11 protein-coding genes are annotated in these 15,080 nt (G+C 48.6%); all 11 read right to left on the bottom strand.

The features are described 5' to 3' along the window. Positions 1-2: 2 nt before the first annotated feature. Positions 3-911, bottom strand: coding sequence for a PfkB family carbohydrate kinase (locus LZD49_RS08950; protein ID WP_234667000.1), 909 nt, complete (start codon positions 909-911; stop codon positions 3-5). A gap of 53 nt (positions 912-964) precedes the next feature. Further along, a complete protein-coding gene (locus LZD49_RS08945) occupies positions 965-1,672 on the bottom strand; it encodes an HAD family hydrolase (protein WP_234666999.1) in 708 nt (235 codons plus the stop codon). Between the two features lie 88 nt (positions 1,673-1,760). After that, entirely contained in the window at positions 1,761-2,777 is a 1,017-nt protein-coding gene (locus LZD49_RS08940) for a lysylphosphatidylglycerol synthase transmembrane domain-containing protein (RefSeq protein ID WP_234666998.1), read from the bottom strand. Positions 2,778-2,799: 22 nt separating this feature from the next. Continuing rightward, the gene (locus LZD49_RS08935; RefSeq protein WP_234666997.1) at positions 2,800-3,756 is read right to left on the bottom strand and encodes a CDP-alcohol phosphatidyltransferase family protein; all 957 of its coding nucleotides are present in this window, start codon (positions 3,754-3,756) and stop codon (positions 2,800-2,802) included. Further along, positions 3,756-4,625, bottom strand: coding sequence for a hypothetical protein (locus LZD49_RS08930; RefSeq protein ID WP_234666996.1), 870 nt, complete (start codon positions 4,623-4,625; stop codon positions 3,756-3,758). The genes LZD49_RS08935 and LZD49_RS08930 overlap by 1 nt, the downstream gene beginning before the upstream one ends. A gap of 73 nt (positions 4,626-4,698) precedes the next feature. After that, complete coding sequence (locus tag LZD49_RS08925) at positions 4,699-5,412, bottom strand: sugar phosphate nucleotidyltransferase (protein WP_234666995.1); 714 nt, start codon at positions 5,410-5,412, stop codon at positions 4,699-4,701. A 24-nt stretch (positions 5,413-5,436) separates the two neighbouring features. Then, a complete protein-coding gene (locus tag LZD49_RS08920; RefSeq protein ID WP_234666994.1) occupies positions 5,437-8,007 on the bottom strand; it encodes a DUF5686 and carboxypeptidase-like regulatory domain-containing protein in 2,571 nt (856 codons plus the stop codon). A 127-nt stretch (positions 8,008-8,134) separates the two neighbouring features. After that, on the bottom strand, positions 8,135-9,145 hold the full coding sequence (locus LZD49_RS08915; RefSeq protein WP_234666993.1) for an NAD(P)-dependent oxidoreductase: 1,011 nt from the start codon (positions 9,143-9,145) through the stop codon (positions 8,135-8,137). Continuing rightward, positions 9,142-10,263, bottom strand: a complete 1,122-nt coding sequence (locus LZD49_RS08910; RefSeq protein WP_234666992.1) for a hypothetical protein — start codon at positions 10,261-10,263, stop codon at positions 9,142-9,144. Before LZD49_RS08910 ends, LZD49_RS08915 begins: the two co-directional genes overlap by 4 nt. Continuing rightward, positions 10,260-11,471: a serine palmitoyltransferase gene (gene spt, locus LZD49_RS08905; RefSeq protein ID WP_234666991.1), complete on the bottom strand. Its 1,212-nt coding sequence runs from the start codon at positions 11,469-11,471 to the stop codon at positions 10,260-10,262. The genes LZD49_RS08910 and spt overlap by 4 nt, the downstream gene beginning before the upstream one ends. Before the next feature lie 450 nt (positions 11,472-11,921). Then, the gene (locus LZD49_RS08900; protein WP_234666990.1) at positions 11,922-15,068 is read right to left on the bottom strand and encodes an efflux RND transporter permease subunit; all 3,147 of its coding nucleotides are present in this window, start codon (positions 15,066-15,068) and stop codon (positions 11,922-11,924) included. Between the last annotated feature and the right edge of the window lie 12 nt (positions 15,069-15,080).

Raw genomic sequence — 15,080 nt, 5'->3', positions numbered from 1 at the left:
TACTACAATAAAATGGCTTGTGCAATTACTTCACGGTCGCATTCGCCGTACTGCAACACTTCCTGCACGTTTTCCGCATTTCCGGAGAACGGCCCAGACGACTGAATTTTCAAGGTAGCCATCGCTGCCCCGAACTCTCCTGATTCCTGTATGCCCTCACCTTTCACGCGCTGGCTCAGGTAACCAGCCATGTAAGTATCGCCACAGCCGGTTGCGTCCACGACGGCGGTCGGTTTGTAGGCCGGGATCTGGTAAAAATGGTCGTCTTTATACACCAGCGACCCTTTGCTGCCGAGAGTGATGATGACTTCTTTTACCCCCAGATTGGCGAGATATTTCGCGCCTTCAATGACGTCACTTGTTCCTGTTACCACCTCCATTTCGAACTCGTTGGCTTTAAGGATGTCGATATAAGGCAATGCTTCCTTCTTGTCTTCCCAATCTTTATAGAAAACCTTCTGGTCCTTCACATAGCGCAGGTAGCCCTGAATGTCGAGCGAAACCTTGCCTTTAGCAGCCAGCATTTTGATCAGGTCCACAGTAATGTCGTCCGAAAGCAATGGTCCCAAATGGAAGTATTTTGCTTCGATGGCAGGCATTTGCGAAACGGTGAACGGGGCGGCCTTATGCAGCACATTCTGCTCGCGGTAATCCTGGTTGGCGCTGTAAATGTTTTCGAAATAAACTGTGTAGGGGCTGTTTTGTGAGAAAACTTCGATGTTCTCCCCGCGCAAGGCCGCAACGATATGGCCTTCTTTCTCAGCCAATGCAGTCACAAGCATGTAGCGCACGTCGAACTGCCGCAGCGCCTTCGAGAAATAGAACGAAGTGCCGCCGGGCATATACTTGACAGACTGGGCAGTAACCACCTTATCCAAGGTAATGTGCCCGATGGTACAAATGTCGTACATGATACTCTTTATTTTCCTAACCCAACCTTTAAAGGCCGAGTTATACGTGATAACTAACCCAGGCTCTTAATGGTGTCAGCCACCTGGGCAAAATCTGTAATCTCGGCATCGGCAACCGATACCTGCTTTTCGTTAGCTTCTTCAAATCCCTGCACATTCAGCCAGATCGCCTTCGCGCCTGTTGCCTTTGCTGGCAGAATGTCTTTAGAATAAGAATCACCTACTGCCACGCATTCATTGGGAAGAAAACCCTGCGCTTCCACGCCCAGCTGCCATATTGCGGGGTCGGGTTTCCGGACGCCGACCACTGCCGATTCCACGACAGCCTGAAAATAATGCGCAATACCAAATTCCTTTAAGACACTGTTCAGGTTCCCGTAAAAGTTGGATACCATTACGAGAGGATAGTTTTGCGCCAATACTTCGAGTACGGGTGCGGCTTTTTCAACACTAGTGCGTGCGATGCGGTCGCATGCGCGGGCGATGGCCTCGATGGCCTGGCCGTCCAACTCGTATCCGTTTTCTTTCAAATAGCCAAACTGCTGTTCTACTTTGAGATACAGCACATCATAAAACACATGATGCGGCAGGATGATCGGATGGATGGCCAATGCCCTCTCGCCAAACTTGTATGCACTCGCAAATGACTCTTTATCAACCCTTACCTGATTATGCTGATAGGCATCCCACAACACATTGGCCCAATGCAAGCCATTTGTATCAATTGTACCCCCATAATCAAATAATATTCCCTTTATCATTTTGAGTTTCCAGGGATTGAAATCCCTGGATATTAAATTTATATTGATTATTTACTTGAAACCTTCATCCGCTGGCTTCATTATATCATCAGCTATTGGCTCTGATTGGAACTGGTTCCAGTTCCGGTTCTGTGCTGGCTGTTTGATTGTTTTTAGTTTTTTTATTAATCAGAGCTAATCCAATTATAATCCAGACTATCTCTCTAATCCTTAAGACAACTCCAATAAAAATACCTTGCGCTGCGGGCAAGCCTACACTCCTTAAGGCCAGCGCCAGGCCGCCTTCGCGGGTGCCGAGTTGCATAGGGAAGAAGAAGATCAGGTTTGCGAAAAGGGACGAACCGGAGCTTACGATCAGGGATTGCGCCAGCGTCATTTCCATTCCGATGGCGTGGGCCGTGAAATAGATTTCCAGACAGCCAATCACCCTTCCTACAAATTCATAGAACAGTGAAGCATAGAATGCATCCCGGCGATCTGAATACAGAACACGGATCTGCTCGTCCACTTCATACAGGTTTTCGGCATTCTTCAATGCGAATTCCCTGGCTTTGTGTTTGATAAAAGGCACTTTTTCCAGCAAGCGGAATGTGCTTACGGTAAAGCCTTTTTTGTATACATTAATAAACCAATACCCTAAAACCAACCCCACAACGAGCAAAATGCCGCAGCCGATCAACATCACATCACTCAATGGGACTACCGCGACGATCAACACAATGGAAGCCAGCCAGAACAGCACGTGAGAAAACATGTGCATCAGGCTGTACAACAACACCGAAGATGTCGCTTTCTGAATGCCTAATGCCGGTTTAAGCTCCAAAATCCGGTATGGCTCGCCGCCCAATGCGACGAATGGGGTAATGTAATTGATCGCATAACCCGAGATCGTCAGCCGCAGCACCGACCAGAACGACATATTCGTTTCGGGCAATTGCGGTTCGCGGATGATGGCGCGGAAGGCGAGGGCATTCAGGATGTAGATCACCAGCCAACTACCGATTACCGGCAGGAACCAGATGCCCGTCCTGTTGATGTTTTCCCAAATCACAAGCAACCCTGTGCCATAAATCATATAGCCCAGTGAGAAAATGCCGATTGCCATGAAAAGGGCTTTGTACGCCTTGCTACCCATTGTATTTGCCGGAACTGATCTCCTTGTAAAAATGATTGCTTACCTGCTCCTGCTTTACAACCATGTAGATCAGGATCGGGTTGAGGACGAATATGTCAAACAAGAAATAGATCCACGATTGGTCGAGGAACAGCCAGATGAACAGAAATATCACCCGGGTGTTGAACTGGACGATATTGGTATATTTCATCAATGGCTTGTTCTGCGCACGGAAATCAGTAACAAGCTTCGCAGGCAGGCCGTTGCGGTATTTTTCTTTTACGACAGACAGTAGCTTTTGCAGCTTAGGCGAGAAGAACTCTTGTTCCTTGGTATAGTTCAGGTATAACCGCGCCACGAGTTTCATGCCAAACTGCCGCGTCCAGCTCATTTCGTTGTATTCTTTTTGCAAATCACGGCTGTTGTCGAGCTCGCTGCCATTGGTGCCTTTGATAAAGAACAAATGCACATTGCGATAGTAATCCGCCATCGCCGACTGGATCGTATGTGAAATACCTGCAACTACGCCCGGCACCCATATCCACGCGCTCCAACCCTCTTCCATACACCGCAAACACAATGCGATGTGAATGGCAATGAACCAGAAATCACCCGCAACGCCATCAAGAATACGACCCAGGCGGCTCTTATCGTTGGTCATCCGCGCTAACTGGCCGTCGGCGCTGTCGAGCGAGTTGGCAAACATCAGCGAAAGCATCCCGATCACATTGATCCACAAATCCTGGGAATAAAATAATATCCCTGCCGCCACACCGAAGAAGATACTGATGATCGTCACCGGGTTTGGACGGATGCCAACCTTCGCGCAAAATAGTGCGATCTGGTAACCGATCGGCCTGTAAAACCAGATATCGATCTGTTCCTCCGTATCGTTCGATTTGAGGGAATTCTCGAATGCCGAGGTATCCTTCTTTCCTTCTGTAACGGGCTTGGTGGTGGTTGTCTCCATTAATTATTGTTCAAAAATCTTTCATAAAGGCGACCGGCTATATACCCGGCGGCCCGATCACGGCACGGTGCGAAACTGGGCCAATCGTTGAGGTCGATGATCCGAAAATCGCCATCCTTCCCGATAATGGCATCGCCCCCATAAATATCGATCCCCACTACACCTGCCGCTTCATTTGCCGTGTTCTGCAAACCCTCGGCACTGAACGGATAATATACCGAATCACCATTAATCTGCTGGTATTCAGCGTATTTATGGTGATTATTGTCGTATGGATAGAACCAGAAAAAAAAGTCCGTTCCTCTTACCCCATAAAACTTTACCAGGTCACCGATCAGATGCTGTGAGATCACCGCGTCGGGGATCTCGCGCAATGCGTATTCCCGCAGAATCTCCTTAGCTTCTTCGCGCGATGCGGCAAACGACACATCTTCCTTATGGATCGCGTGGAAATCGCCTCTTTTGATCCAGTAACCTTTTCCTTTTATTTTATCAAAAACCTCGTCTCCCTGGTAATCGGTCGGTACGATGTAGCTATCGGCCACCGGGATATTATTGTTGTTCAATGCATTGGTCAGGTTCGTGCGGAAGCAGTTTTCGATCCCGAATGCGGAGTTCAAAACCTGCGTACCGTTCCTTTCCAGTTCCTGTAATTTGGCGACAACATGCTTTTGGCGCGCCATGGTGAAAATTCTGCTGTAATTCACTGTTTCCATCGCCAGAAACTCGTCTTCGCAACAGATCGTAATGCTGCATCCCAGTTTCTCGAGCTCTTTGGCTGTCTGCGAAAAAATCGCATCGTCGTTCCCGATATGGTTGGGCGAGAACTTTTTGTTTCGGTGCACGCCCAGAATTCTTAATTCGTTCATCTATGGTGTTGACCGGCAAAACGCCCCGGTCTGTTAAAATAAATTGGTGTCTACTCAGTGTGTGTTAATGTATTTAAAAAGCCATTTCGCCGCTTAAAAACAGCTCCGCCGTCTGGATGTCGCTGACATGGTCGACGTCGACAATCTTGGTAAACGGGTAGGCTTTCAAATGTAAACCATCCGCCACAAGCTGCCGTTGAAAGTTCCGCATCCGGCTCACGCCGTTTTCCACCGCCACATTTACGGTTTCGATCGCTTTCCTCCTGAGACAATAAATCCCGCCTGAAACAAACGGGGTATCGGTACTATTGTCATCGGCAAATGCGGTAATGCGATCGTCGTCGTCAACTGCCACATAGAGGGGACTTTCGTCGTCGATAAATGCAGTTACAGCCATTTGCCCGTCGAGGTTCTTGCTTTCTGCAAATTCAGTGATGAATGCTCCAAATTCCTCTTCGCGGAAAACTGTATCCGTCGTTGTAAGACAAACTTCGCTCAGCTCCGGTTCGCTTTTAAACAATTCGTAAACACTATGCAGAGAACTTGGCGTCGATTTTTTAACAAACTGAATAGGCAGGTTTTCACTAAGGCCCATTAAATGCATTTCCAGCAATGGCGACTCCTCGTTGATGATCACCAGGATCTTCTCCGCATTATTCCGCATAAAAATTCCGATCAGCCGGTCGATCAGCATTTCGCCGTGCAGGCTCACCATCGGCTTAGGAAGTGTAAATCCTTCCTTTGCCAGTCGCGACCCTTCTCCTGCTGCTATGATTGCGTAATTCATAATAATCTTTTTTAAATCGATGCCCTAAAAATCAAGCCTGAACCGCGCCCGGATACCCCACTCCGACACATTCGGATTGTCGAGATAGGTAAAACGTTTTACCAGGTCGACGCGCAATAGCTTGAAAATGTTGGCAATACCTACGCTACCTTCGAGATAAGGCTCGCGCGACAATGTGTAAGTGACCGGCTTGCCATCCTGGTCAGTGGCAAAGCGGAACAGCGACGGATTGAATGCCGGGTTGTTCTCATCCCGCAAGCCGCCCATCAAACCTTTGAAACTCACTACTTCGCGCAGTTTCAGCTTTTTCAGCAAAGGTATTTTATTGAACAAAAAGCCGTTCAGGTAATATTGCACGTCCAGGCTCGCGTAATGGTCGCTCGCAAATTCCAGAAAGTTCATTAAGTTATATGAATTCAACTGGTACGCGTAAGTCTGGTTGGCACGGTGGATCGTCAGCAACGGGAACTGGATCTGGTTTCCAAGAATATAACCGCCTTCTGCCGTAATGTCCGCATAACCGAACTGCGACAGATAGAAGCGTTTCTGAATATTCAGAGCTACGTTATGATAATTGTTCTCTCCCTGAAATACCCCTTTCAGACCCGCATTATAGCGCAATGTGAAGATCGGGTATTTGTTGATGATCGGCGTACGGTACAATTTGCCTTGATAGTATTGCTCATGCGGCGCATAACGCAGCTCGACGTTCGCCTCGGTATTGCTTAAAGTTCCCGCGTTTTGCAGCTGCCCTTCCCTGTCGAGGCGCTCGTAACGCAGCACACCCGCGGGAGTTTGCTTCCATTGTGTAAAACCGATCTTATAAGAAAAACGGCTTTCGAACTCCCGTACGTATTCCAACTTATAGACGTCGTTGTACAACCACCGGTTGTTATCGCCGCGTTTGAACGACAATAAGAAGTTATCCTCCTGTACAAACTGCAATTCCTGACCAGGGATCTTGGTATCTCGCTGGTAGCTCGCTCGTACGTAATGCAACGGGAAATGGTAAACAGATTTGTTATTAAATGAATAGGTACCGCTTACAAAATACTTCCACTTCTGGTCCTTGAAACCGTAAGCCGCGTAAGTTTCGAAATACAAACGCTTGCTGAGGTCAGTGGTAGTACGGCCACCAAAACGCAAACGGAAACCTTCCACAGGGTTAAAGCTGTAAAATGTATTCACAGGCCCTATTTCTACCGCGCCAAACGACTTGTAGCCCGAAAGGAAGAGCGTCGCAAAATCCATGGTCCGCTTGAACGACGGGATAGTTTGCAGCGTATCGATATTTTTATAAATGTCCTGCTCGGTACGTTCTAACGGGATATGCCTTGCGCTCTCCCAAAAGGATTCGCTGGTTTTGATCTCCGGATTGTAAACAATTTCCTCGCCAGGCCCACGGTAAGTACTGTCGGGCTGGGGCTTGTTGATGGTATAATCCTTGAAATTCACTGTCCGCTGCCCGTACAAGCCACCATTTTTCTCGCCCAGTGCAAATTCCATGGCGAGCGTCGACTTATTCATGAAATACCGGCCATCCGCTCCTTTCTCGAATTCCAGGCGCGCTTCGAGGTCGCGCATGAAGTTCAGGTTAATGTCTTTGTTGACGGTCAGGTAGGCATTCTGCACGCCGTATTTCCCGTCGAGGGTGATGAATAGTTTACCTTCAAAAAGCATATCCGTTTTATTACGCGGAACAAAGCCCAGCTCTATCAGCCACGGATCGGAGGTTTTGATGGTGTCACGGATAAAAAATTTATAGAATGTAGGTGCGGAGTTCGCGATTGGGCTTAGCAGCAGGTTGGTGGCGATAGAGATATCGTTGTCGTAAATGTTAATATCTTCATACAAACGGTTGAAATAAGCGCTCAAACCGTCGTTATCCACAAACTTTGCGTCGAATTCGGCCCGGCGGTTCGCCAGCACGAGTTGTTTCTTATTATAGGGGCTTTTGCGGAAATAAACTTTCGACAGTTTTTCCTGAATGTAAGCAGGCAGCATGTTTTTACCGCCCATCGCACTGGAATCCTGGCTTTTGAACAAAAACTGGTAATTCCTGAAAATGCGCTTCTCCTTGAACTGGTCGGAAAGGTTGCTCAATGCAAGCGAGATCTTCTCATACTGTTCGTACTCCACGAAATCGTTGCTCGCCATTTTGTTCTCGTCCTTGTGCGCGATCACCTCGCGGATGAGCTGCACGGCCGGGTTATCCTTATTCCGGTAACGCGCTCTTGTCTTAACGGTCACTTCTTTGAGCATTGAGGCGTCCACGGCCATTTTCACGTCGATTACCTGGTTCACACCAGGCTTGATCGGCTTTTCAATGGCAACATAACCTACGTAAGTGAACTTGATCTTCGCATGGTCTTCACGCAGTGTCATGGCGTAGCGGCCCTCGACGTCGGAGACAGTCCCCATGGTTGTTCCCGGGATCAGGATCGAGACGTAAGGCAAGGTCTCACCCGTCTTGGCGTCTGTAATGGTACCTTTTATAGTAGTTGTCGATTGTGCTGTGGCTATACCCGTGCCAATCTGCAAAATGCTGATCACCATGAGTATTTGTAACCATATCGACTTGTTGATTGCTTTCATGTTGGAACGTTCGTAACGTGTTTTGGCTGCCCTCCGCTTGTTTTAAATCATGCACGCTGTGCTTCCAGCCAGGCATGCTCACCGGCAGATTTACCGGCAGCAGTTCATGATCAAGCGGGTACGATAGTTAAAGCCACTTATTCTCCTTATACCAGGTCAATGTTTCTGCGAGTCCTTGGTGCAGATTATATTGCGGTTGGTAATGCAGGTGATTTCGGGCTGCATCTATGCTACAGATCCAGTTAGGGGCTGTGAGTTCTTTTAGTTTTTCCTGGTTTAAAACCGGTGTTGTTGATGAATTTGCATAAACAAAATCCAGGAACCTGGCGATCGTTTCGACGAGCAGCAGCGGCAGGTGCGTGCGGAAAATCTGCTTCCCGCTTATTGCCCTGAACTGGTCTGCCAATGCGTAACGGTCATATGCCTGTCCGTCGGAGATATTGTAAACCGTAATTTCCTTTTCCATTTCCCTCAATGCCGCCATAGTGGCCGTCACGAGGTCTGTCACATACACGAAACTCAACTTTTGCGGTCCGTTGCCGATATAGGCGTCGAGGCCTTTGCTGAGTGTTTTAAAAAGAACAAATAAGTCTTTTTCGCCGGGGCCATACACTGCTGTCGGGCGGATAATGCTCAGCGGCAGGCCACTTACTTCTTTCAGATAATGCTCAGCCAGTAACTTGCTTCTTCCGTAATCCGTCACCGGAACAGGCAAGGTTTCTTCTGTAATTGGCTGGGCCGCATTGTAAGCCGCCGGGCCTAGCGCCGCGAGGCTGCTCAAAAACACAAACCGCTTCAATGGAATGTCCGCAGACATTGCGGCCTGCGCCAGATTGAGCGAATATTCCGCATTGACCAAATTATAGGCAGCGGCTGTTTTTGCTTTCGTCACTCCTGCCGCGTGGATGATGTAGGTATAACCGCCATCGTCCAGCAGCTTTTTCAACTTATCTTTTGAGCTGAAATCAGCATTCACATACACCAGGTCCTTTGGATTGGCATTCAGCTTTTTCAGGAAACTCAGGTCGCTGCTTGGCCTCACCGCCGCATGAATTTCCATGCCTGCTTCGAGTGCCGCCGCTACCAGATGGTAACCTATAAATCCGCTGGCCCCAGTTATGAATACTCTTTCCCTCATATCGATTTTTCAAACAATCTGTACCGTTTGTACAGCTTCCCGTTGATCTGCTCGATGGCGTGGTTCATCACATAATTGTCTTCCAGCATCCACGAGCATTCCCCGCCGGTCACTTTGGTGCCATAGGTATTCTTGATAATGCGCCCGTACAGACAGGCTTCGATACCCATTTTCCGGTAGCCGTCAATCACCCCCAATGTGAGCACACGGATGCGTGTAATGTTCTTCTTGCCAAACAGTAATTTAAAAATCCCGGTAGGCAACAAACGTCCGCGCTTGATTTTGATCAGAATCTGGTTGATATCCGGAATACCTAGTATAAATCCGACCAGTTCGTTATCCTTTTCGGCAACCAGACAGTACCTGGGATCAAGGATCATTTTCAGGTCCTTAGCCAGGTAGTCAAATTCGGCTTCCGTCGTTGGCACAAAACCCAGGTTCTTGTCCCAAGCCTTATTGTATACTGCCCGGATCTTAACGACCTCATTTTTAAAGTCTTTCAGATTTACCTGCCGGATCGTAATACCACTTCTTTGAAGCCTTCCCTCCAATGCGTCGATCAATCGCACCGACTTGTCATTAGAATCCGCCACATTGATCTCGTATGCCAGCAAGTCGGTTTTCTTTTGTAGACCGGTCTTTTCCAGCAATGGGAGATAGTAGGGTGCGTTGTAGGGCATCATCGCCATCGGCGGGCGGTCATATCCTTCGATCAGCAGGCCGCAGGTTTCGTTGGTCGATAAATTGACCGGACCAACAATCGTATCAGCTCCTTTTTGCTTTACCCAGGCAGTGGCTTCTTTCAAAAGCCCATCCACTACCTTTTGATCATTCACAGTGTCGAAAAAACCGAAAAAACCGTCGTTTCTATTTGTAAAAGCATTGTGGTTCGTATTGTAAATCGCCGCTATCCTTCCGTTCACCTTGTCTCCGTCGTAGGAGAGAAACAATTTTACTTCCGAGTGCTCATGGAACGGGTGCTTGCCAGGGGTAAGCATGTCCTTTTGAGCAATGAATAATTCCGGGACATAATTCGGATCGTGCTGATACAGATCATGCGGAAAATCAATGAACTTTGCTAATTCCTTAGAAGAGTTTACGGGGGCAATGCGGGTCATAGTCTTTGTCTTTCAATGATTGCGTCAGGACAAACCTCACGGTAGACACGGGACATTTTGTCGACCGCTTCCTCTATCTGGCTGAATGTATGCGTAGCCATCAGCGAGAAACGGATCAGCGACTGTTCAGGGCGTACACCTGGCGAAACCACCGGGTTCACAAAAATCCCTTCGTCCTGCAATCTGCGTGTCATGATGAAAGTCTTCTCGTTGTCGCGGATATACAGCGGCAAAATCGGGCTTTCGGTTGCGCCCAGGTCGAAACCATTCACGAGCAACAACTCTTTCGCGTATCTTGTATTAGCCCATAGGCGCTCCATGTGGTGCGGCTCTGTTTCGATAATATCCAGGGCAGCCAATGTGCTTCCTACGGATGCGGGCGTCATGCTCGCGCTGAACATGAGCGAGCGTGCGCGATGTTTCAAGTAATCGATCGTAGCGGCATCACCGGCGATAAAGCCACCCAGGGAAGCCAGCGATTTGCTGAATGTTCCCATAATAAGGTCGGTTGTCTCGGTCAGGCCGAAGTAGGAAGCAGTTCCGGCTCCTTTATCTCCGATCACCCCAAGGCTATGCGCGTCGTCCACCAGGATAGTCGCATCGAACTCCTGCGCGATGGCATTCAGTTCAGGCAGCTTTACAATGTCGCCTTCCATACTGAAAATACCGTCCGTGGCGATCAGCTTCACAGCCTCTTCGGGGAGCAGGGCCAGCTTTTTACGCAGGTCCTCCATATCGTTGTGCTTATACTTGATCACCTTCGAGAACGACAGGCGGCTTCCGTCGATAATGGACGCATGGTCGCTTTCGTCGAGGATCAGGTAGTCGTTACGGCCAGTCAGGCACGATAATGCACCCAAATTGGCCTGGTAACCCGTGCTGAAAAGCACTGCACCTTCCTTGCCTACATACTTGGCGAGGCGGCGTTCCAGTTCTTCATGAATGTCGAGGGTTCCATTCAGGAAGCGCGAACCAGCACAACCTGTTCCATACTTCTGTGCCGCTTTTTGCGAAGCTTCGATGATGTAGGGATGGGATGTTAAACCCAGATAGGAGTTGGACCCGAACATCAGGACCGGCTTCCCGTTAATGATAACCTCTGTGTCCTGTCCGGACTCGATCGGTCTGAAAAAAGGATATACACCTTTTGCTCTTGCAATCGCCGGGTCTTTGAATTCAGCGATGCGATTATTTAAGATTTTACCCATAGATAATTAATGTCAGAATCAACAGCTTGTTTTAGTGGGGTGCCTACCGGCATCAGGCTGCGGCCTGATAGAGACATCAGGCAAGTCAATTGGTATTGTAGCTTTTATTTCCCATGTTAAAGTACTTGTTAGATCGTGAGTCTCGAATATGTTTTTTACGCTTGTTGACCCGTCATCGATTGCCTTTCAAAATAGAAATTTCGCCATTGGCTAACTCATATTTTCACCTGTCAATATTTCGGGTTAAGTGATAAACCCAATACCGGCTTGAGTAGTTCATTAAAACTTCGGTTCATTTTGTATTTTCCCGGTAAAAAGAAAAAAAATGTTTTGTCCTCTTTCAATGCCCAGACCTGTAACCACCAAGCTCTGACCGACTTTGGGTTTGCTGAATGAATTCAAAGAAGCAGGACAAAACATTAATTTTTTCATGTTACGGAACTCGATCCTTTAAATTTCTTCTGCTACAATGCTTTCTTGCACCCGCCCCGACTTTGCACGCCAGGTATTCCAGATTTCCCCAAGCCTGTCCACTAAATAATATGCCATTGGCACGAGGTAGATGGTAAGCAACATCGAACTTGTCAAACCGCCGATGAGCACCCAGGCCAGGGAGTTCTTCCATTCCGCTCCGGCACCCGTTGCAGTAGCGATGGGAACCATCCCGATCACCATGGCAATGGTCGTCATCAGGATAGGCCGGAGACGCTCTTCACCGGCAATGAGAATTGCCTTTCGGAATGGCACGCCCATTGCCTTCTGCTGATTGGCGAAGTCGACGATCAGGATCGCATTCTTCACCACAAGGCCGATGAGCATCAGCATACCGAGCATCGCGAATATCCCGATGTTAGACGACGACAGCGCCAGCGCCAGCAATGCCCCGATCACCGCTACCGGTATTGAAAACAGCACCACAAACGGATACACAAAACTATCGTAGAGCAACACCATGATAAAATACACCAGCATCAACCCCGCCAGCATCGCTAGTCCCAACGAACCGAAACCTTCGCTCTGGTTTTTTGCGTCACCGCCCCAGGTAAGTATAATGTCGTCCGGAATCGGATTTTCCTTTAAACCGGCCTGAATATTACTCACCAAAGTTCCCGATCCAATCCCTAATGTATTGGCGGTTACTGTCACGGATGAACGACGATTTTTACGCTCAACAATACTTGGACCAGTACTCAATGTCACATCTGCAAACTGTGCAAGCTGTACGGATTGCTTAGCCACCGGACTATAAAAAGTAATTGCCTTCACATCTTCAGGGTCCTTGCGGTCGAATGCATCGAGCATAATGCGGATATCGTAATCCTCCCCACCCTGGCGATACTTCGAATCGTCGTTCCCGGCAAATGCATTTTGCATCGTAGCTCCTACTGTTTGAATATCCAGTCCCAGCTTGGCCATTTTTTCACGGTCGATATCCACGCGAACTTCTGGATTACCCGCTTCTACCGATACATTGACATCGTTTGCTCCGGGCGTTTTCCGTAAGCGGTCAGCGAGGTTGTTGGCGGCAGTAAGGATCTTGCCGAGATCGTCGCCGCTCAGGAATATCTCGATCGGAGACGTACCGGAGTTCACCATCCCGATCGCCGCGGAGTTGAATTCCACACCTGCGAATCGTTGCTCCAGCTCTTTGCGCACGGCCAGCATGTAATCTTCGGTCGGTTGTGCATTCTTTCGTTCCCCGACGGGAATGAGCTCTACTGTTAGCTCGGTACGATTGGTTTCGCCTTGGCCCGAGCTGTTCAGGCCGGTGCTCGCGCCACCGACGTTCGCAAAAATCGTTTTCACTTCCGGCTTTCTGCGCAGGTAGTCTTCAATATTTCGTGCGGTCAGGTTATTTTGTTGCAGCGACACGCTTTTGTCGAGTTTCATGGTTAGCAGGAATTTTCCCTGATCACCTTCGGCCACGAACTCCGAGCCGATAATGCCCAGACCCATCACCCAACCCGTCATCACGACGATCGCCACCAATATTCCCGAGAAGGCCAGTTTATGTCCCAGCACCCATTCCAAACTACCATGGTACCATTTTGTTAATGCCGTCAAACCCTTTTCAAACCAGATCAGGAAAGCCTGCGCCGGATTTTTTGGGTTAAGATGTTCGACCCTTGCCATTTTGGACGTCATCCAGGGAGTTAATGTGAAACTCACCAGCAAACTGACCAATGTAGCGAACGCCACCGTAAGCGAGAACTGCCGTAACAAATCAGCAATTACTGAGTTAACCATGGTTATAGGAACAAATACGACCACAATCACAAGCGTAATGGCCAATGCAGCAAAACCAATTTCGGTCACTCCTTCCACCGTTGCGTCCCAGCGGTTCTTACCCATTTCCAAATGCCGCTGGATGTTTTCCAGGATCACAATGGAGTCATCCACAAGAATACCGATCACGAGCGACAGCGCGAGCAGCGTCATCAAATTCAGCGAATAACCCATTACATACATAAAAAGGAATGCGGCAATGAGCGACGCAGGCACCGAAACCATGACGATGAATGCGTTCCTGAAACTATGCAGGAATAGCAGCATTACAACGGCAACCAGGATCACCGCAATCACCAGATCGTGCGTGACCGCTTCCACCGATTCCAGTGTAAATATCGAACTGTCGTAAGCAATCGCGAATTTGACGTGGTCTTTAGCATTACCCTTTTCAATGGAAGCCAGCTTAGCCTGCACCGATTTGCTGATCTCTACGGCATTAGCGTCAGATTGTTTTTTGATAAACAAACCAATACCGTTTACACCATTATACCGGCTGATACTTTCCGCGTCGGTAAGACCATCGGTGATCTCGGCCACATCCCCTACCCTGATCGAACTGCCATTCACAGGCGAGGCGATCACCAGGTTACGGATATCGTCCAGCGACGCGAACTTGCCGGCCAGGCGAAGGGTCATGTTCTCCGATGTGTTCTTCACTTTCCCGGTTGGGAAATCAAGGTTGGCCTGGTTAATGACCTGGCTTACCTGTAAAAGCGATAGTCCGTAAAAACGCAGCTTGTCATTGTTCACATTAATGCGGATCTCGCGTTGGTCGCCGCCGGTCATGGTGATCTCGGCCACACCTTCTATCTGCTGCAACATCGGGAGGTATTTGTCTTCCACCTGTTGGTAAAACACCTCATTGGGCAAACTCGATGTGGCGAGCAATTGCATAATAGGCTGGTCGCTCGGCGAAATTTTGGACAATGACGGCGTTTCAGCATCCTCTGGCAAGTCGCTGAGCATGTTGTTCACATCACGCTGTGCATCTTCCAATGCTTTATCAATATCGGTACCTGCCTTGAACTGCACGATCACGAGCGACGCACTTTCCATCGATTTGGAAGTAACGTCTTCAATATTATCCAGGCCGGACACCGCGTCCTCAATCTTCTTGCTGACCTCCGCCTCTACCTCCGTGGGCGCCGCACCTGGATATAATGTCGTAATGGTTATCGTCGGAACTGAGAACTCCGGCAACAGCACATAACTGAGTTGGTTATAGGAAGCCAACCCACCGATGAACAGGATCGCGAAAAGCACGATGATCATCGACGGACGCTTCAGTATGGTTTCAATGAATTTCATGAGCTTGTTGAT

The sequence above is a fragment of the Dyadobacter sp. CY261 genome, from assembly GCF_021440085.1.
Classification (GTDB): Bacteria; Bacteroidota; Bacteroidia; order Cytophagales; family Spirosomataceae; genus Dyadobacter.
This window is presented reverse-complemented; position numbering and strand designations above follow the sequence as displayed.

Bases quoted from the DNA above. Each gene is read 5' to 3' on its own strand.
- LZD49_RS08940 (WP_234666998.1), bottom strand. From the start codon at position 2,777: ATGGCAATCGGCATTTTCTCACTGGGCTATATGATTTATGGCACAGGG.
- LZD49_RS08925 (WP_234666995.1), bottom strand. From the start codon at position 5,412: ATGAATTACGCAATCATAGCAGCAGGAGAAGGGTCGCGACTGGCAAAG.
- spt (WP_234666991.1), bottom strand. From the start codon at position 11,471: ATGGGTAAAATCTTAAATAATCGCATCGCTGAATTCAAAGACCCGGCG.
- LZD49_RS08935 (WP_234666997.1), bottom strand. From the start codon at position 3,756: ATGGAGACAACCACCACCAAGCCCGTTACAGAAGGAAAGAAGGATACC.
- LZD49_RS08900 (WP_234666990.1), bottom strand. From the start codon at position 15,068: ATGAAATTCATTGAAACCATACTGAAGCGTCCGTCGATGATCATCGTG.
- LZD49_RS08920 (WP_234666994.1), bottom strand. From the start codon at position 8,007: ATGAAAGCAATCAACAAGTCGATATGGTTACAAATACTCATGGTGATC.
- LZD49_RS08930 (WP_234666996.1), bottom strand. From the start codon at position 4,625: ATGAACGAATTAAGAATTCTGGGCGTGCACCGAAACAAAAAGTTCTCG.
- LZD49_RS08950 (WP_234667000.1), bottom strand. From the start codon at position 911: ATGTACGACATTTGTACCATCGGGCACATTACCTTGGATAAGGTGGTT.
- LZD49_RS08910 (WP_234666992.1), bottom strand. From the start codon at position 10,263: ATGACCCGCATTGCCCCCGTAAACTCTTCTAAGGAATTAGCAAAGTTC.
- LZD49_RS08915 (WP_234666993.1), bottom strand. From the start codon at position 9,145: ATGAGGGAAAGAGTATTCATAACTGGGGCCAGCGGATTTATAGGTTAC.
- LZD49_RS08945 (WP_234666999.1), bottom strand. From the start codon at position 1,672: ATGATAAAGGGAATATTATTTGATTATGGGGGTACAATTGATACAAAT.